Source organism: Treponema phagedenis, from assembly GCF_008153345.1.
Classification (GTDB): domain Bacteria; phylum Spirochaetota; class Spirochaetia; order Treponematales; family Treponemataceae; genus Treponema; species Treponema phagedenis.
Genome location: NZ_CP042818.1, coordinates 1,252,651 through 1,268,157 on the forward strand (window position 1 = coordinate 1,252,651; position 15,507 = coordinate 1,268,157).

Below are 15,507 nucleotides of genomic sequence, written 5' to 3' on the forward strand. Positions count from 1 at the left end.
AATAGTAGGAGGATACTATGCGACGTTATAGTCAAGAATTTAAACAGCAGGCATTACAAATGTCTGATGAAATCGGCACAAGAGAAGCAGCGAAGAATCTCGGTATTTCATACGGGACGCTGACCGATTGGCGAAAAACGAAAAATCGCTATAAAGCAAGCGACGGAGCTGCAACGGCAAAAGCTATCGTTTTGGATGAGCGAGAGAGACAGCTCCAACGCGAAATCAAAGAGCTCAAAGAAGCCAACGAAATCTTGCAAGGCGCACTCGCTTTTTTCGTGAAGGGCTGGAAGAAGTGAAAAAAAGCACTATCTTTGCATATATTTTTTACACGTATGAAAATGCCGACGGCAAAAAAAGCCATCCGGTTTTGTCGATATGCAAAGCGTTAGGCGTCAGCGAAAGAGGCTATTACAAATGGAAACAAAATCGTAATAAACCGAAACGCTGGCAGCTTCTTCTGGCCGAAATACATAAGATTATCGAGGAAGATTATTACAATGATAATTATGGCGTTGTGCGAATGGTGAGCGCTCTTAAGCAGCGAGGCAATCCCAAGTCGTATGCGACGGTACGAAATGCCATGAAAAAGGGAAATCTCCTGCATGAAAGCCGCAGAAGTCCTGACGGACTTACCAAAGCGGATAAAAAAGCGCAACGACCTGAAAATTTAGTAAAGCGAAACTTTTATGCATCAGAACCGGATACACTCTACTTCACGGACATAACAGAAGTTCCCTGCGCTGACGGAAAATTATACATCTGTCCGATGTTCGATGCCTGCGGCGGAGAGATTGTCTCGCTTGCGATGGATAGTAATATGAAAAAAGAGTTGTGCATACGAGCACTAACCGAAGCGTTTGAAATGAGGCAGCCTGGAGCCGGAGTCATAGTTCACAGTGATGCCGGAAGCCAATTTACAAGCATAGCGTATAAACAAACGCTTGGAAAATTCAAAGCTATCCAAAGCATGAGTGATGTTGGAAAATGTTATGACAATGCGCGCATGGAAAGTTTTTTTGCAACACTAAAGAAAGAACTTTTATATAGAATAGATACAACAAAGATGATGCGGGAACAAGTGAAAACGCTTGTATGGCAATACACCATGGTCTATTACAACCGGAAAAGAATCAGTACGGTTAATGAGGATGGCTTACCGCCGACATTGTATCGGCTGAAAGTCACAAAGAAAAAGAATGTAGTGGCTTGAACATACATTTAGGGGATAAAAATACTGAACTGATATTGACATTTCCATATAATGTCCTCATCTTCTCAAGCTCCGCCCGCACCTCGTCAATCAGCTCCTGCGGCTCCAGTACTTGCACGGTTGCACCTTGCCCTAAGACAAAGCGTTTTATTTCTTCAAGCTGGGTAGTTTTAAAACTTACTTCAACTGTTTTATCATCGTGCACGGTTACTGTTTGCTCCTTGCTCCACATGCGCTCTTCGGCAAAAACGCCTACCTCATTCGAAAATAAAAGCCGCACGGTAAAGGGTTCGCGCTTGGTAAGCCACACGCCGATATTTTTGTCAATGTATTTTTCGGGATTAAAATCAGCAGGCATTTCAAATTGCTCTGTTTCAAAAAGATGTAAATCTTTTATTCGACTAAAAGAAAAAATGCGCAGGTCGTTTTTATTGCGGCAAAAGCCCATAACATACCACGCTCCTCTTTGGCAAATAATGTGATAGGGATTTATCTTGCGCTTTTCATACGAGTCCGTTTTTAAGCTGCGATATGAAAAGCCTATCGGCATACGCAGCTTGACCGCAGTGAACACGGAAGAAAAGGTTTGATGATTAATATCCGGAGCGGGGTCTGCAATAAAGGTAACGGAATTATCAAGCCAACAAGAATCAATCAGAACAGACTTCTCTGGCAATGTTGCAAATATCTTTTCAAACACGCCTTGCAATCGGAGCCTTATACATATACCGCATAAATTCAATATCGCGTTGTATTGTCCGCGTGCTTACATCAAGCTCTTCAGCCAGCGTTGTAATTTCAGGATATGTCTTTGTACGGAGTGCTTCATCGATTTGCAAAAGCCGCCAAAAACGCATTCTTCCTTCTTTCCTATCCATACTCATACTATACCACACCCGCAACGACAACCTGATTCGTTGCAACAAAAAAGATACGGAAAATTCGAATTTTTACAGCTTTTTTTATTTGAGAGATACTTATTTTTGCTTCGTTGAGTTTTTTCGAGAGTAAAGCTATTTTTAAATAACGAGATACTGTGTGTGTTTGTGTGTTTGTGTAGCAACAACTGTGCCAAACCTAAAACACCGTCGACAATAACGCGGTAAAAAGAAAATTTGATTAGGTCCGTTCGATTAGTTCTCATTCACCATTTCCTCATCGATATACACTATCTAGTATAATTATTTCTTTAAAAAGTGCAAGATGTATATTCCGAAATTCAAACACTTTTTATCGTATTATGATACAAATCTTGAGCACTTTTTTCACACAAATATTTTATAATAAAAAGAGCTCAGGTTTGATTTTGCCGTCCGTGGTAAAATCAAACCCACGCGTTTTAAAGCTTCTATTATAAAAAGACATAAAAAGAGCCCGACACGGCACAACGGCAGGCAAACTTACCATAGGCAAAATGTAGCGCTCGAATTTTGCCTGCCAAATTTTGATACGGCAGGCAAAACATCATTTCCGTGCGAGTTTTAAAGCCTTGTAAATAGTCTTACTTTAAAACATCGCTGCGCGTGGAACCACGGGCGTCAAGCCTTCATTTCTGCCATAAAAGCTGCCTTTGACCAATAAAATCTGTCTTTTTTATTGTATATATCGTTTTTTCTGATGTTTTATGAGCATTAACGATATAAAAATTTCTGCGTAAGTTCTGTAAAAAACCGGTTGCAAAAAAACAAATTCATTACCGGAATTGATTTACAGTATCACGGAAACACAAGATTTTAGAAAAAAAAACTTGACATTTCTATAAAAGCACCGTAAACTAGAGTCATGAACTTGAAAACTGTATTAACACCCGAAACTGTAAATCTTCATTTAAAGGGTACTTCTAAAGAAGAAATTATTGATGAATTGCTTGAAATGCTCGTTCAAGCAAACTTAGTAACGGATAAGGCTGCCGCTCGAGCGTGCGTTCTTGACAGAGAACGAAAAATGTCTACAGGTATGAAGCACGGAATTGCGATTCCGCATGGAAAAACTGATTCTGTAAAAGATTTAGTTGCCTGTATCGGTATTTCTGATAATCCGGTAGATTTTGATTCGCTGGATCAAGAACCTTGCCGTATTTTTATCATGACGTTGTCTCCTATTGATAAAACCGGACCACACCTGCAATTTTTAGCGGAAGTCAGCCTCTTATTTAAGAGTGCGGAAAAACGCGAGGAAATACTTAAAGCAACAGATAAGGCTGAAGTAATTAGAATTTTAACGGAGTAATTAAACTATGCAGTTTTTAGATAAGCAGAATGTATAACTTTTCGTTAAAAATCTCACTGCGGTATCTTAATTGTATTTAAACCATTGCCTGTGTTTTAAATACAAACTTGATTTTTAAAAAGTAAAAAATATTTTATACTAGATATAAGGAGCTGAAAATGATTGTTAAGGCGGTAATTGGTTCAGACGCATTAAGCGGTCAAATAAAAGACTATTGTAGCGGACTTCCCGATGTAGAAAAAGTAATAGCTGATGCAGACTCTGCGGACGGAAAAAAAATAAAAGATGATTTTAAAGTAAGTTCCGTTCCAATGGTTATAGTTCTTGATGAGGACTCAAAAGTATTATTTCAAACAGCAGATATGAAAGAACTTGAAAAATTCTTTGCTTAAGAATTCTTTTATCTTAATTGAGAGAGAAAATCTCGCTCCAATCCGGCACTGTAATCAAGCACTTTTGATATATAGGTAAGTGTGATATACGGTGTCCGGTTGTTTCTTACCTTTCCTGTTCCCGCATTATACATCGCAAGAGCGGAAACTTTATTTCCCGATAAGTCAAGACAATATCTTAAATATGTTAAGCCATAATATGCATTAGTTTCAGGGTCAAAAAAATCTTTTTCACCTAGTTTTGGGAAAGTCAAATTATTAAGCTGAAAAAGCCCGCGGTCAATACTGCCTCCGGCATTAATATTAACAGCTCTTGGTTTAAATTTACTTTCTTCCCGAGCAACAGCAAAGGCTAAAGCTGGCGGAATATCATTTTTATCGGCGTTTCTCAATATAATCTGCGCAACAGAGGAACTTCCGGTTACTTTGGAAAAGAAAGCAATCACCTCTTCTCTTTTTGCAGAATTACGGTACAGATTAAGCAAAACATCCTCTCCGGTTTTTCCCAAATTGTCCGTGCTCATCGGCATCGGAGCAACCCCTGCAAGCTCAATTTCCTCAGAAGCATTTTTGATTGTATCTGAAACCGTTAAAAAATCGGAAAAAATTATTTTTGCACAAAGTAAAACAAAGCCAAAAATAAAAAGGCTTAAAAATATCTTTTTTGGATAAAATTTAAAATTTGTCATTATATGCGAATAACCTCACTATTTTCTTGATTATGTAAAACTATACATATATTTATTATTTTTTGCAATAGCTTCAAAATAGCAAATTCAATATCTTTTTTCTCATATTTTTATACCTAAATATTGTAACCATCTGTCCGGTGTCGTTATTTAATACATACATTTATTCAGTATGATTTCTTCTTACATTAAAGCCGACCTGCAAATTTATTACTCCTTTCCTTGCAAGGTTGGCTTTTTCATACAGCAAAATGCTATAGTATACGCGGTTTCAAATAGCCCTTTTGCATACACCCGGCATTTTACGTATTGAAGTATCTGCTTGAATATTTTGTAAGATTTATTTTTAAGAACAGTGGTGTAAAAATATAAAGCAACCGGTTTTTCAGAATTTTATTTATAGTTTGAATACTAGCCAATAATTTCCGAATTTTTTATGAGGAGCAAAAAAGAGGAGGCAAAAAAAATGAAAGATTTATTTATCACAAAAAAACATATCGGATTATCGATTCTATTTGTAAGTTTATTTATTTTTTCATCTTGCACAAAGCCTGAGTCCGTACCACGGACAATCTCTGTTTCGGGGTCTGCGACCGTGTATGCGGAGCCTGATGAGGCAACCATTTCTTTCAGCTTATATACGAAGGAGCAGAACCTTGCAGCGGCAAAAGAAAAAAACGATGCGTTATTAGCAAATGCACATAAGGTTTTTAGCACATATGCGATTGTCCCCAAAGATATCAGGCTTGATCACGTGAATATCCGTCCTGACTACCGCTATGACCGAGACGGGGTTCGTATTTTTTTAGGCTATGCGGTAGAACAAAATATTTCCGTTACCTTAAAAGCACTTAAAAACTATGAAGCTCTTCTAACTGATATTTTAAAGGTTGGCGTTGACAGAATTAATAATGTCAGCTTTTCAGTTCAGGACAGCCGCAAATATAAGGATGAGGCACGAATAAACGCAATACAAACTGCGGAAGAAAAAGCAGAACTTTTTTGCAGCGCCCCGAAAAACAACGGCGTAAAGCTGTCGCTCGGCAAAGTGCTTTCCATTAACGAAACAGCATCCAATATGTATTCGTCCGGAATTTCCAATGTGTATTCCCAACGGCAGGTATTATATAAAACGGAAGAAGGCGCCGACGCCTCAGCCGGCGGAATAACTCCGATGGGACAAATTCCGATACGAGCGGAAGTATTTGTAACTTTTGAATTAAAGTAACAGCTTATAAAACTGTTTTTAATTCTTCGATAATACTGATATCCGCGGGAAGCCATTGTACTGAATTGATTTCGGTTGTATCAAGCCAGCGTGCATCTTGGTGCACGCAAAGCTCATAGGCAGGCGTTTTAAGGCTGCATAAAAAACAATCCATGCTCAAAATAAATTCGGGATATTCCCAACGCACTCTTTTAAAAAAGGATTGGATACTGATTTCGGCATTTAGCTCTTCTCTTACCTCGCGGATAAGAGCCTGTTCCGCCGTTTCCCCTGATTCAATTTTTCCTCCGGGAAACTCCCAGAATCCATCGTATGTACCGCCTTTGCGCCGAGCGGCAAAAACCTTTCCGTCTTTGCAGATAATGGCAGCTGCAACTCTAATCTTCTTCATGGTTCTAATATAGCATTTTTTTTGATAACTTGATTCATTTTTAATACATTTTATGCAAAACGTAAAAAATTTTATAAAAAAGAGCTCCGGTTTAGTTTTTGCCGTCCATGGCAAAAACTAAACCATGAGTTTAAAAACTCCTATTATAGAAGTGTGGTAGTTTTTAAACTCATTTTTGCGTGGAACCACCGCCGTCCATGGTAAAAACCAAACCTGCGAGTTTTAAAGCTTCTATTATAGAAAGAGTCCGACACGGCGCAACGGTGAGCAATTTACCATAGGAATGCTTAAATCCGGTTTTAACGTCCGTGCCCGTTCTGAATGTAATGTTTGCTATTTTTGTTTACAGTGGCTGCGAGTTTTAAAGCTTCAATTTTATAGTTTTGTGTTGATGCTTTAAAACATCGTTTGGAATTTTGCAAGGGCGAGCAATTTACATAGTGATACTGAATCCACAAATCATTATTGTTGATGTGCCGATTAAGAATAACAGCAGCTTAATTGCAAAACACGGGCACGAGTCTTTTGGACTTTGGTGCAAAAACAAAAACTGAGCAGCCGTTTCATTGAAAAGTCGCTGTTATGTTTTATTAGAGCTATAACCGCCGCTCATAAACTCGAAAGTGAAATAAGATCGGGTGATTCATTCTCACCTTCAATTTTAGCAACTTCTTCAAGCAATGCTTTTGCCCTGGACGAGAGTCTGGACGGAATCCGAATCAGTATTTTGATATAGAGGTCTCCTGCTCTACGTTGGGCAGGAACACCCTGTCCTTTTTCCCGTATAAGGGCTCCGTGTTGTGTTCCGGCAGGAATCTTTACTTTGATTTTTTTCTTATCGAGCGTGGTAACCGTAATATCCGCACCGAGCGCCGCCTGTGTCATGGAAATCGGTACCGCACAGTACAAATCATTACCCTCGCGCTCAAAATACGCATGTTTTCGTATAAAAATAAACACATACAGGTCGCCGTACTCGCCGCCGGCTCTGCCGGCATTTCCCTGCTTGGGAATGGTAATACGTTTTCCTTCTTCAACGCCGGCAGGAATAGTAATAATAATTTTTTGCTTTTTACGCTCTACGCCGCTTCCGTGACAGCGTGTGCAAGGGTTTTCAATAACAGTGCCTTCGCCGCCGCAGCGGGGACAAGCTTGCGCTATCGAAAAAAAGCCGGTATTTCTACGTATTTGTCCGGTACCTTTACAGTCGGGGCACATTTTACGTCCGCCGCTTTTGCTGCCGGATCCTTTACATTCAGAACAAGTTTCATCGCGCGAATAGTTCAACTCGGCCTTTTTACCGTATACCGCTTCTTCAAATGAAATTTCCAAATCATACCGTAAATTAGCGCCGCGTCCGGAGCGTGTTCCGGATTGGCGGGAAGAGCTCCCAAAACCGCCAAAAGCACCGCCGAAAAGATTTTCAAAGATGTCTGAAAAACCTCCGCCGAAAATATCTTCAAAGCCTTGAAATGCCGAAGGATCAAAACCTCCCGCGCCGCCCATGCCGTTTAAGCCTTCCGCTCCGTATTGGTCATAGATACTGCGCTTTTTTTCATCAATAAGCACTTCGTATGCCTTGGTTGCTTCTTTAAATTTTTCTTCCGCTTCTTTATTTCCCGGATTTTTATCGGGATGGTATTGAATTGCCAGTTTTCGGTATGCTTTTTTTATTTCGTCATTTGTTGCCGTTTTTGAAACGCCGAGAACTTCATAATAATCTCTTTCCGCCACAATTACTCCGCCTTATAAGACCGTCTAATTTTTCTTTTTTATTCTCTGATTTTTGCAGTATCGGAAAGCCTCGCCTTAACGGCGGCACCGATACTTACATGGCCGTACTCAAAACGAGCCGTGCTGAATTACTATATATCTTTTTGCGTATTTATAAAAGGTATGTCAAGAATCAATCGGTACAAAATTTTTGCAGCGGAAAAGTTTCCGCTGCAAAAATAGTTTCTTTTTATTTGTCGTCGTTGTCTTTTACTACTTCGTAGTCAACATCGTCTGCGGTGCCGTGCGTTGGGCCTGCATCGGTATGGCCGCCGTCTTGAGTCTGTCCCGCTCCGGCTGCTCCTTGTTGTTTGTACATTTCTTCCGCAATCTTATATGCAGCTTGCTGCAAAGCTTCGGTTTTTGCCTTTATCGCATCGGTGTTATCGTCTTCAAGCTCTTTTTTCAAATCCGCAATTGCTTCTTCGATATGTTGTTTATCCGCACCGTTTATTTTATCTCCCATTTCTTTGAGGGTTTTTTCGGTTTGATAAATCATTGAATCCGCATTATTACGTGTTTCAACCTTTTCGCGCTCTTTTTTGTCGCTTTCGGCATTTGCTTCGGCTTCTTTTACCATGCGGTCAATTTCACTTTCGCTTAAACCGCTTGAGCTTTCAATTCTGATATGCTGCTCTTTTCCGGTGCCGAGATCTTTTGCGGAAACGTGGACAATGCCGTTTGCATCAATATCGAAGGTAACCTCAATTTGCGGTACACCGCGCGGCGCAGGCGGAATTCCCACAAGGTCAAAATTCCCGAGCGTTCTGTTTTGGCTTGCCATTCCGCGCTCTCCTTGCAGAACGTGAATGGAAACTGCCGTTTGTCCGTCCGCTGCGGTAGAGAACACCTGACTCTTCCTTGTCGGAATAGTGGTGTTTCGATTGATAAGCGGCGTAAACACGCCTCCCATAGTTTCGATACCGAGCGAAAGCGGTGTTACGTCAAGCAAGAGTACGTCTTTTACATCTCCGCCTAAAATACCGCCTTGTATTGCGGCACCGATTGCAACCGCTTCATCGGGGTTGACCCCTTTTGAACCTTCTTTTCCAAAAATCTCTTTGATAATTTGCAGAACTTTCGGCATTCTGGTTGAACCGCCTACCAGCAAAATTTCGTCTATTTTATCGGGGCTTATGCCTGCGTCATTCAATGCTTTGCGGCAAGGCTCCTTGGTTCGTTCAAAAAGGTCATCGGTCATTTTTTCAAATTCCGCCCGTGTTAACGTTCGCTCCAAATGGCGGGGACCGTTTGCATCCGCGGTAATAAACGGCAAGTTGATTTCGGTTGAAGCTGAAGAAGAAAGCGCTATTTTTGCCTTTTCAGCCGCCTCTCTTAAGCGCTGCAATGCCATACGGTCTTTACCCAAATCGATTCCGGTTTCATTCTTAAAACCTTCCTCAAGCCAGTTTACAATGCGCGCGTCAAAATCATCGCCGCCGAGGTGCGTATCTCCGTTTGTGGATTTTACTTCAAATACGCCGTCGCCCAATTCCAAGATTGAAATATCGAATGTACCGCCGCCAAGGTCATACACAGCGATGGTTTTTTCTTTTTTTGAATCTTTATTAAACCCGAACGCAAGAGAAGCTGCGGTAGGTTCGTTAATAATACGCTTTACTTCCAAACCGGCAATTTTTCCCGCATCCTTTGTTGCCTGGCGCTGTGCGTCGTTAAAATAAGCGGGAACCGTAATAACTGCTTCGGTAACCGTTTCGCCGAGATAGTCTTCGGCGGTTTTTTTCATTTTTTGCAAAACAAATGCGGAAATTTCCTGTGTGGAATACAATTTGCCGTCAATATCAATGCGGACATCTTCCCCTTGCGGAACAATTTTATACGGCACCCGTTTTAACTCATCGGTGAGTTCATTATACCTGTGCCCGATAAAACGCTTTACCGAGTATACCGTGCGTGCGGGGTTTGTTACCATCTGGTTTTTTGCAGGCTGACCGACAATGCGCTCATCCTTCGAAGTAAAACCGACAATAGAGGGTGTTGTTCTGCCGCCCTCCGCATTTTGAATAACAACCGGCTCTCCGCCTTCCATTACCGCAACACATGAGTTTGTTGTTCCTAAATCGATTCCAATAATCTTTCCCATAATAAAACTCCTATTTTGTATCTTTCTCTGTTGTTTCAGCGGGTTTTTCCGCCTCTGCCCCTTCTTTTTCCTCCGGCATAAAAACCATAACCTTTGCATGCCTGAGTATTCTATCTTTTAATTTATAGCCTTTTTGAAGTTCGGCTCCGACTTTCTGCTCCTGCACATCCTTGGACGGTGTCATTGCAACCGCTTCATGCAGGTTCGGGTCAAAGGGACAATCAAGCGAGGGATAATAGCTCAGCCCGTACTTTGATTCCAACATAGAGCTGAACTCGTTGCGAATCATTGTAACGCCTTCCGCAAAAGCTGCGACCGATCCACCTTCCGATTGCTTTGTTCCCGCTTCGATAGCGCGGTCAAAATTATCCAGTATTGGCAGAATATCGTTCAGCAGATTGGCATTTGCGTAGTCAATCGCTTCCTGTTTTTCCTTGATCATTCGCTTGCGATAATTGTCAAAATCGGCAGCTTTGCGCAAATACTGATTCTGCAATTCCTTGTTTTGAGCTTCAAGTTCCGCAACCTTCGCCTCTAAAGGATTTGCCTCAGTCTTCGGCACCTCCGCAGAAGTTTCCGCTGCCTTTTCCGCCTCCGCTGAGGCGGCAGTCTCCGGTTGCCGAGCTTCCGCAGGTTTTGTGGTGTGCTCATTCTTTTTTTCTTTTTTGCTCATGAAATCCTCAATCTCTAAATGTTTTTTAGTTAATAATCAGAATCGCTGTATAATGTGCAGATCCACCATTAATAAGTGTATCTGCATCTCTTTAAAGATACTAAGAGAAAACCACAGGGTCAAGAAAAAAAAGAGAAAAATCTATAAACAAAAAGGATTTAAACGTTGCGCTTTAAAGTTTCTTCAAACCTGATTTTGCTTTTGCCGTGCCGAAGTTTTTCTTATTAAACTCTTGTGGTTATCTAAAAATAGGAAGAGGTGGCGAAACCTTTCTTTGCTCTTTCGAGCATTTATTCGATCATTTGTTTTAATCCATGGAATACAAATTATAAAAAAGAGTCCGACACAACAGGTTAGTTTTTAACATCTGTGCCAAAAACTAACCTGTCTGCTTGGAACCACTGTCATCCGTGGTAGTTCTGAATGTAGTTTTAGTTTTTTTGTTTACAGTGGCTGCGAGTTTAAAAGCTTCAATTTTATAATTCAGTATTGATGCTTTTAAACATCGATTGATTTTATGCTGATGTTGATATCTATAGCATTTTAGCATAGAGGTGATCACGCATATGCCCTGTAACATATTTGATTTTGATTAAGAATTTTTAAGGATTTTCCTGCATGGCGTCGATTAAAGCTTCAATTTCATGCCGTAGGGCAGCGCTTACGTTCTCTTTTGCCTGTTCCATATATTTTTCTTTAAGTTGCGGGCTTAATCGATATAATTCATTTTGAGGAAGCACTGAAAGAAGCGCCCATGCAATGTCAAGCGTTTGCTCAATACTGCGGTTTTCATATTCATCTTGCCCTAAAAAGTACCGCTCAAATAATTCCCCGAAATGCAAGTATTGCTTATCCTCTTTAGAAAGCTCTTCTTCACCGATAATTGCTGCAAGGTTTCTGACCGTATGCACTTTTGAGTAGGCTGCAAAAGCCTGGCTGGAAACTGCCTGATGATCATCTCTTGTCATCCCTTCACCAATACCGTCTTTCATGAGACGGGAAAGACTTGGTAGAACAGAAATAGGCGGATATATTCCTTTTTGAAATAATTCCCGATCAAGAACGATTTGTCCTTCGGTAATATATCCGGTAAGGTCGGGAATCGGATGGCTTATATCATCGCTCGGCATGCTTAGAATGGGAATCTGCGTAATAGAACCCTCCGAGCCTTTAATTCTTCCGGCTCGCTCATATAACTCTGCCAAGTCAGAGTATAAATATCCGGGATAGCCTTTTCTGCCCGGTACTTCGCTTAAGGTTGCCGAAATCTCTCTTAATGCTTCACAGTAGTTTGTCATATCGGTGAGGACTACCAAAACATGCTTGCCTTTTTCAAACGCAAGATATTCCGCAGCAGTTAAGGCACAGCGAGGGGTAATAATACGCTCAATGGAAGGGGCATCCGCAAGAGACAAAAACATTACTACACGAGAAAGTACTCCTGTTTTTTCAAAGTTTTCGATAAAGAAACGAGCAACATCATACTTGATTCCCATGCCGGCAAACACCATCACAAATTCTTCATCGCCTGAAAGTATTTTTGCCTGACGGATTATTTGTGCGGTAAGTTTATTATGCGATAATCCGTTCCCTGAAAAAATGGGTAGTTTTTGTCCGCGAATAAGGGTATTCATACCGTCGATTGATGAGATTCCTGTTTGAATAAAATCTCTTGGGTAAATTCGAGCATAGGGATTAATAGGATATCCGTTCACATTTCGTAGCTCTGAAGAAAAAACTTCCGGATAACCGTCAATCGGTTTCCCGAGTCCGTCAAAAACTCTTCCCATAAGTCCTTCAGAAACACGAAGTTCCATCGGAGCTTCCAAAAATTCAATTGAAGTATGATCAAGACTTAATCCTGAAGTTGAACCGAAAATTTGTACAACGCAGTATTCAGAAGAAAGATCTATAATTCTTCCCGTTCGCACTCCTCTGGATCTATCCCGCACTGCAGTAATTTCTCCGAAAAAAGCATTTTCGCGCCGTTTTGTAATGACAATCGGTCCGTCTACCGAAGACAACCCTCTATATTCCACACCTCTCATAATAGTAATCCCCCGATTTAGTATGATGTTGCCTTATATACTGAATCAAGCTCCTCAAATTCTTTACGCATTTGTTCACCTACTGCTTGAATACCGGCAATATCTTCATTCTCATAGGTTGTTTTTATTCGAATAATTTTTTCTACGCAATTTAATGCGGTAATTTGTATTAGCGGCGCCCCGCGTTTTATTGATACCATTGCCCGCTCATAAAATTCCATGATAATCACAAGAATTAATACCTGTTTTTCAGGAACCGAAAAAACGTCAATTGAATCAAAAGCATTTTGTTGTAAAAAGCCGTTTTTGATCATATCGGAAACAACCAGAATAATTCTTTCCGTATCGGGCAAGGCATCAGGGCCAATCAGCCGCACGATTTGCTGAAGCCGCTGTTCCCGTTTCAATAAGTCCAATGCAGCAGCACGGACTGTTCCCCAGCGCGGATCAAACTTATCCCACCATTCGTGGATTTCATCAACATATTCAGAATAAGATTCAATCCATCCGATTGCAGGGTAGTGGCGTGCATTTGCAAGCTCGCGATCAAGCGCCCAAAAACAGCGAATAAAACGTTTTGTATGCTGGGTTACCGGTTCCGAAAAATCACCTCCAGGAGGAGATACTGCGCCGATAATGCTGATTGAGCCTTCGGAGTTTGAAAGCGTTTTTATTCTTCCCGCTCGTTCATAAAATTCAGCCAACCGAGTTGGAAGATAGGCAGGAAAACCTTCTTCCGCAGGCATTTCTTCCATTCTGCCTGAAAGCTCTCGCAGGGCTTCAGCCCAGCGACTTGTTGAGTCCGCCATAATTGCAACGTGCATGCCCATATCCCGATAGTATTCGGCAAGAGTTATACCGGAATACAGTGAAACTTCCCGTGCCGCAACCGGCATGTTTGACGTATTGGCAATCAGAATCGTACGTTCCATCAATGATCTATTTGTTCGCGGGTCTATGAGTTGAGGAAATTCAGTCAAGACATCGGTCATTTCGTTTCCTCGCTCCCCGCACCCGATATACACAATGATATCCGCATCACACCATTTCGCAATAGCGTGCTGAGTCATGGTTTTTCCGGTACCGAAACCGCCGGGTATTGCTGCAGTTCCTCCTTTTGATAAAGGAAAAAACACATCAATAACTCGCTGTCCCGTTACCAAGGGCTCGGAGACTGTCAGCTTCTGTGTAAATGGACGGGGATTCCGCACCGGCCAGTAATGCGCCAAGTATATGTTTTCATCAAACTCTGTTTTTGCAATAATTTCATCAATAGTGTAATCACCTTCGCCGGAAAAAGAAACAAAGGTTCTTCCGCGGATATTCGGTGGAACCATAATTTTATGCGCAACGGAATCCGTTTCCTGCACGGTACCAATTATCATCCCCGGGGCGATAGGACTTCCTACGCTAAACGGTTTTCCTTCACAGTCAAGAGCAGGCTGAAAGTGCCATTTTTTTTGCGTATCCAGCGGATCTATTCGCGCACCGGGATGTAAAAAGCTTCCCGTTTCGTCAAAAAGCTTTTCAAGCGGGCGCTGTATACCATCATAGATAGTTCCGATCAGCCCCGGCCCTAACCGTACGGATAGCGGACGCCTATGAGAGACAACCTTTTCACCGATTTTCATTCCGGTAACATCTTCATATATCTGAATAGTTGTACTTTCTTTATCCAATCGGATAATTTCCCCGATAAGATTTTCTTCTCCCACACTTACCACGTCATATAATCCGCAGGAGGATAATCCTTCAGCATATAAAATAGGTCCTGATATTCGTGTTATTTTTCCTGTAATTACCTCACTCATGTTATTACCCCGCTTCCGAAGAGAACTTCTGCAAGCTCCTGCCTCTTTTTGTGTAATAGGTCATTCATTATTTCTTGAATGCTTGCACGACACATAAGAGATTTATCAACTGTCTCAATATATACTCTATCGTCAAAATGTAGGGCACTTGCTTCGGCATCTGAGAGTTTTTTTAAAGCTTGAATATGAGTTTTCGGCAAGGCACCCGTAATCAGTTTTTTTATTTGTGCGTCAGAGTATCCTTTGTAATAAACTTCTATTTTTTTCTCTTTCAAAACAGTACTATAGGTTTTCAGAAGTTTAAAAATAATTTGCAAACGTTTTTCTTCTCCGATTTGATCAAAATACAATTGTAAGGCATTTGCAATTTCTTTGTCTACAAAGGAAATATATCTCCGTTGTCTTTCAAGAGGGATTGCAGCCTCGGCATCTTGCGTATAGTTTTTTATTAGACGAGCATAATACTCTTCTTTTTGTTTTTTTGTTTTATCACGATACTCAGTGATTTCCTCTTGAATTTTCTCAATTTCCGCCTCAGCGTTTTTTAATACACGTTCAGCTTTTTTCCGTGCATCCGCTTTAATCTCTTTATCGAGAATAACTGTTGAACGAAGTTCTTCCATAATGCTTATACCTTAATTCCTATCGCCTCTCTGATAGCTTCCGTTAAAGATTTTCGCCCCTCGATATGCCCTTGCAAAGGAGGAATTTCCACAATGAGCGGGTAGGTTCCTTTCATTTGCCATTCCTGAATTTCTTCCTGCAAATAGTCTGCAACGAGTTCGGTTATAATTAAAACCTTAGGACGAGAAGTTTGAAGGTGAGCTCTGGGGGCAGTTATTTGCCTAAAGGCATCTAATGCCTGTTCTCTGGAGTTTGCAACACAGCCGTCAACCCCGACAAGAGAAAAGCCCACAACAAGTTCACGCTCTCCGATAATATAGTATGTCACTAAC

At 41.1% G+C, this 15,507-nt stretch carries 15 protein-coding genes and 1 pseudogene; 5 read left to right on the top strand and 11 right to left on the bottom strand.

Translation table 11 applies throughout. From position 1 onward, the window contains the following. Nucleotides 1-17: 17 nt before the first annotated feature. Together FUT79_RS05505 and FUT79_RS05510 are read left to right on the top strand one after the other, a co-directional pair. Nucleotides 18-299 carry a transposase gene (locus FUT79_RS05505; protein ID WP_024752896.1) on the top strand — a complete coding sequence of 94 codons (282 nt, stop codon included), beginning with the start codon at nucleotides 18-20 and terminating at the stop codon, nucleotides 297-299. After that, nucleotides 281-1,213 (top strand): annotated as a pseudogene (locus FUT79_RS05510) (IS3 family transposase); the annotation flags it as partial. The gene FUT79_RS05505 and the pseudogene FUT79_RS05510, both read left to right, overlap by 19 nt. On the opposite strand, the gene FUT79_RS05515 reads toward FUT79_RS05510, so the two are convergent. Together FUT79_RS05515 and FUT79_RS15500 are read right to left on the bottom strand one after the other, a co-directional pair. Next, nucleotides 1,185-1,913 (bottom strand): helix-turn-helix transcriptional regulator, encoded by a 729-nt coding sequence (locus FUT79_RS05515; RefSeq protein ID WP_244951136.1) that lies wholly within the window; start codon nucleotides 1,911-1,913, stop codon nucleotides 1,185-1,187. The pseudogene FUT79_RS05510 and the gene FUT79_RS05515 sit on opposite strands and share 29 nt — an antisense overlap. Further along, on the bottom strand, nucleotides 1,906-2,097 hold the full coding sequence (locus FUT79_RS15500) for an HTH domain-containing protein (RefSeq protein ID WP_244951137.1): 192 nt from the start codon (nucleotides 2,095-2,097) through the stop codon (nucleotides 1,906-1,908). The genes FUT79_RS05515 and FUT79_RS15500 overlap by 8 nt, the downstream gene beginning before the upstream one ends. Nucleotides 2,098-2,995: 898 nt before the next feature. Here FUT79_RS15500 and FUT79_RS05520 point away from each other — a divergent pair. Both FUT79_RS05520 and FUT79_RS05525 read left to right on the top strand, forming a co-directional pair. Continuing rightward, complete coding sequence (locus FUT79_RS05520) at nucleotides 2,996-3,442, top strand: PTS sugar transporter subunit IIA (RefSeq protein WP_002696937.1); 447 nt, start codon at nucleotides 2,996-2,998, stop codon at nucleotides 3,440-3,442. Nucleotides 3,443-3,600: 158 nt separating this feature from the next. Then, on the top strand, nucleotides 3,601-3,834 hold the full coding sequence (locus FUT79_RS05525) for a hypothetical protein (RefSeq protein ID WP_002696938.1): 234 nt from the start codon (nucleotides 3,601-3,603) through the stop codon (nucleotides 3,832-3,834). Between the two features lie 8 nt (nucleotides 3,835-3,842). Here the strand turns inward: FUT79_RS05525 and FUT79_RS05530 are convergent, their stop codons facing one another. Then, nucleotides 3,843-4,523, bottom strand: a complete 681-nt coding sequence (locus tag FUT79_RS05530; RefSeq protein ID WP_024753335.1) for a transglycosylase SLT domain-containing protein — start codon at nucleotides 4,521-4,523, stop codon at nucleotides 3,843-3,845. A 466-nt stretch (nucleotides 4,524-4,989) separates the two neighbouring features. Between FUT79_RS05530 and FUT79_RS05535 the strand changes: the two genes are divergently transcribed. Continuing rightward, nucleotides 4,990-5,751 carry an SIMPL domain-containing protein gene (locus FUT79_RS05535; protein ID WP_024753336.1) on the top strand — a complete coding sequence of 254 codons (762 nt, stop codon included), beginning with the start codon at nucleotides 4,990-4,992 and terminating at the stop codon, nucleotides 5,749-5,751. Between the two features lie 4 nt (nucleotides 5,752-5,755). Here the strand turns inward: FUT79_RS05535 and FUT79_RS05540 are convergent, their stop codons facing one another. From FUT79_RS05540 to FUT79_RS05575, 8 genes are all read right to left on the bottom strand, one after another. Further along, a complete protein-coding gene (locus FUT79_RS05540; RefSeq protein WP_002696941.1) occupies nucleotides 5,756-6,142 on the bottom strand; it encodes a (deoxy)nucleoside triphosphate pyrophosphohydrolase in 387 nt (128 codons plus the stop codon). Nucleotides 6,143-6,751: 609 nt separating this feature from the next. Beyond that, complete coding sequence (gene dnaJ / locus FUT79_RS05545; protein ID WP_002696942.1) at nucleotides 6,752-7,876, bottom strand: molecular chaperone DnaJ; 1,125 nt, start codon at nucleotides 7,874-7,876, stop codon at nucleotides 6,752-6,754. Nucleotides 7,877-8,105: 229 nt separating this feature from the next. Then, entirely contained in the window at nucleotides 8,106-10,019 is a 1,914-nt protein-coding gene (dnaK, locus tag FUT79_RS05550; protein WP_148879667.1) for a molecular chaperone DnaK, read from the bottom strand. A 10-nt stretch (nucleotides 10,020-10,029) separates the two neighbouring features. Beyond that, nucleotides 10,030-10,692 carry a nucleotide exchange factor GrpE gene (gene grpE / locus FUT79_RS05555; protein ID WP_024753338.1) on the bottom strand — a complete coding sequence of 221 codons (663 nt, stop codon included), beginning with the start codon at nucleotides 10,690-10,692 and terminating at the stop codon, nucleotides 10,030-10,032. 602 nt (nucleotides 10,693-11,294) lie between these two features. Then, the gene (locus tag FUT79_RS05560) at nucleotides 11,295-12,740 is read right to left on the bottom strand and encodes a V-type ATP synthase subunit B (protein ID WP_024753339.1); all 1,446 of its coding nucleotides are present in this window, start codon (nucleotides 12,738-12,740) and stop codon (nucleotides 11,295-11,297) included. Between the two features lie 17 nt (nucleotides 12,741-12,757). Further along, a complete protein-coding gene (locus FUT79_RS05565) occupies nucleotides 12,758-14,551 on the bottom strand; it encodes a V-type ATP synthase subunit A (protein ID WP_024753340.1) in 1,794 nt (597 codons plus the stop codon). Continuing rightward, on the bottom strand, nucleotides 14,548-15,174 hold the full coding sequence (locus FUT79_RS05570) for a hypothetical protein (RefSeq protein ID WP_024753341.1): 627 nt from the start codon (nucleotides 15,172-15,174) through the stop codon (nucleotides 14,548-14,550). The genes FUT79_RS05565 and FUT79_RS05570 overlap by 4 nt, the downstream gene beginning before the upstream one ends. A 5-nt stretch (nucleotides 15,175-15,179) precedes the next feature. Then, complete coding sequence (locus FUT79_RS05575; protein ID WP_002696949.1) at nucleotides 15,180-15,503, bottom strand: V-type ATP synthase subunit F; 324 nt, start codon at nucleotides 15,501-15,503, stop codon at nucleotides 15,180-15,182. Nucleotides 15,504-15,507 lie beyond the last annotated feature (4 nt).

What these genes read in the sequence shown, in the direction of transcription:
- FUT79_RS15500 (WP_244951137.1), bottom strand. Translation starts at nt 2,097, where the DNA reads ATGAGTATGGATAGGAAAGAAGGAAGAATGCGTTTTTGGCGGCTTTTG.
- FUT79_RS05520 (WP_002696937.1), top strand. Translation starts at nt 2,996, where the DNA reads ATGAACTTGAAAACTGTATTAACACCCGAAACTGTAAATCTTCATTTA.
- FUT79_RS05560 (WP_024753339.1), bottom strand. Translation starts at nt 12,740, where the DNA reads ATGAGAGGTGTGGAATATAGAGGGTTGTCTTCGGTAGACGGACCGATT.
- dnaK (WP_148879667.1), bottom strand. Translation starts at nt 10,019, where the DNA reads ATGGGAAAGATTATTGGAATCGATTTAGGAACAACAAACTCATGTGTT.
- FUT79_RS05535 (WP_024753336.1), top strand. Translation starts at nt 4,990, where the DNA reads ATGAAAGATTTATTTATCACAAAAAAACATATCGGATTATCGATTCTA.
- FUT79_RS05570 (WP_024753341.1), bottom strand. Translation starts at nt 15,174, where the DNA reads ATGGAAGAACTTCGTTCAACAGTTATTCTCGATAAAGAGATTAAAGCG.
- FUT79_RS05505 (WP_024752896.1), top strand. Translation starts at nt 18, where the DNA reads ATGCGACGTTATAGTCAAGAATTTAAACAGCAGGCATTACAAATGTCT.
- grpE (WP_024753338.1), bottom strand. Translation starts at nt 10,692, where the DNA reads ATGAGCAAAAAAGAAAAAAAGAATGAGCACACCACAAAACCTGCGGAA.
- FUT79_RS05530 (WP_024753335.1), bottom strand. Translation starts at nt 4,523, where the DNA reads ATGACAAATTTTAAATTTTATCCAAAAAAGATATTTTTAAGCCTTTTT.
- FUT79_RS05525 (WP_002696938.1), top strand. Translation starts at nt 3,601, where the DNA reads ATGATTGTTAAGGCGGTAATTGGTTCAGACGCATTAAGCGGTCAAATA.
- FUT79_RS05540 (WP_002696941.1), bottom strand. Translation starts at nt 6,142, where the DNA reads ATGAAGAAGATTAGAGTTGCAGCTGCCATTATCTGCAAAGACGGAAAG.
- FUT79_RS05565 (WP_024753340.1), bottom strand. Translation starts at nt 14,551, where the DNA reads ATGAGTGAGGTAATTACAGGAAAAATAACACGAATATCAGGACCTATT.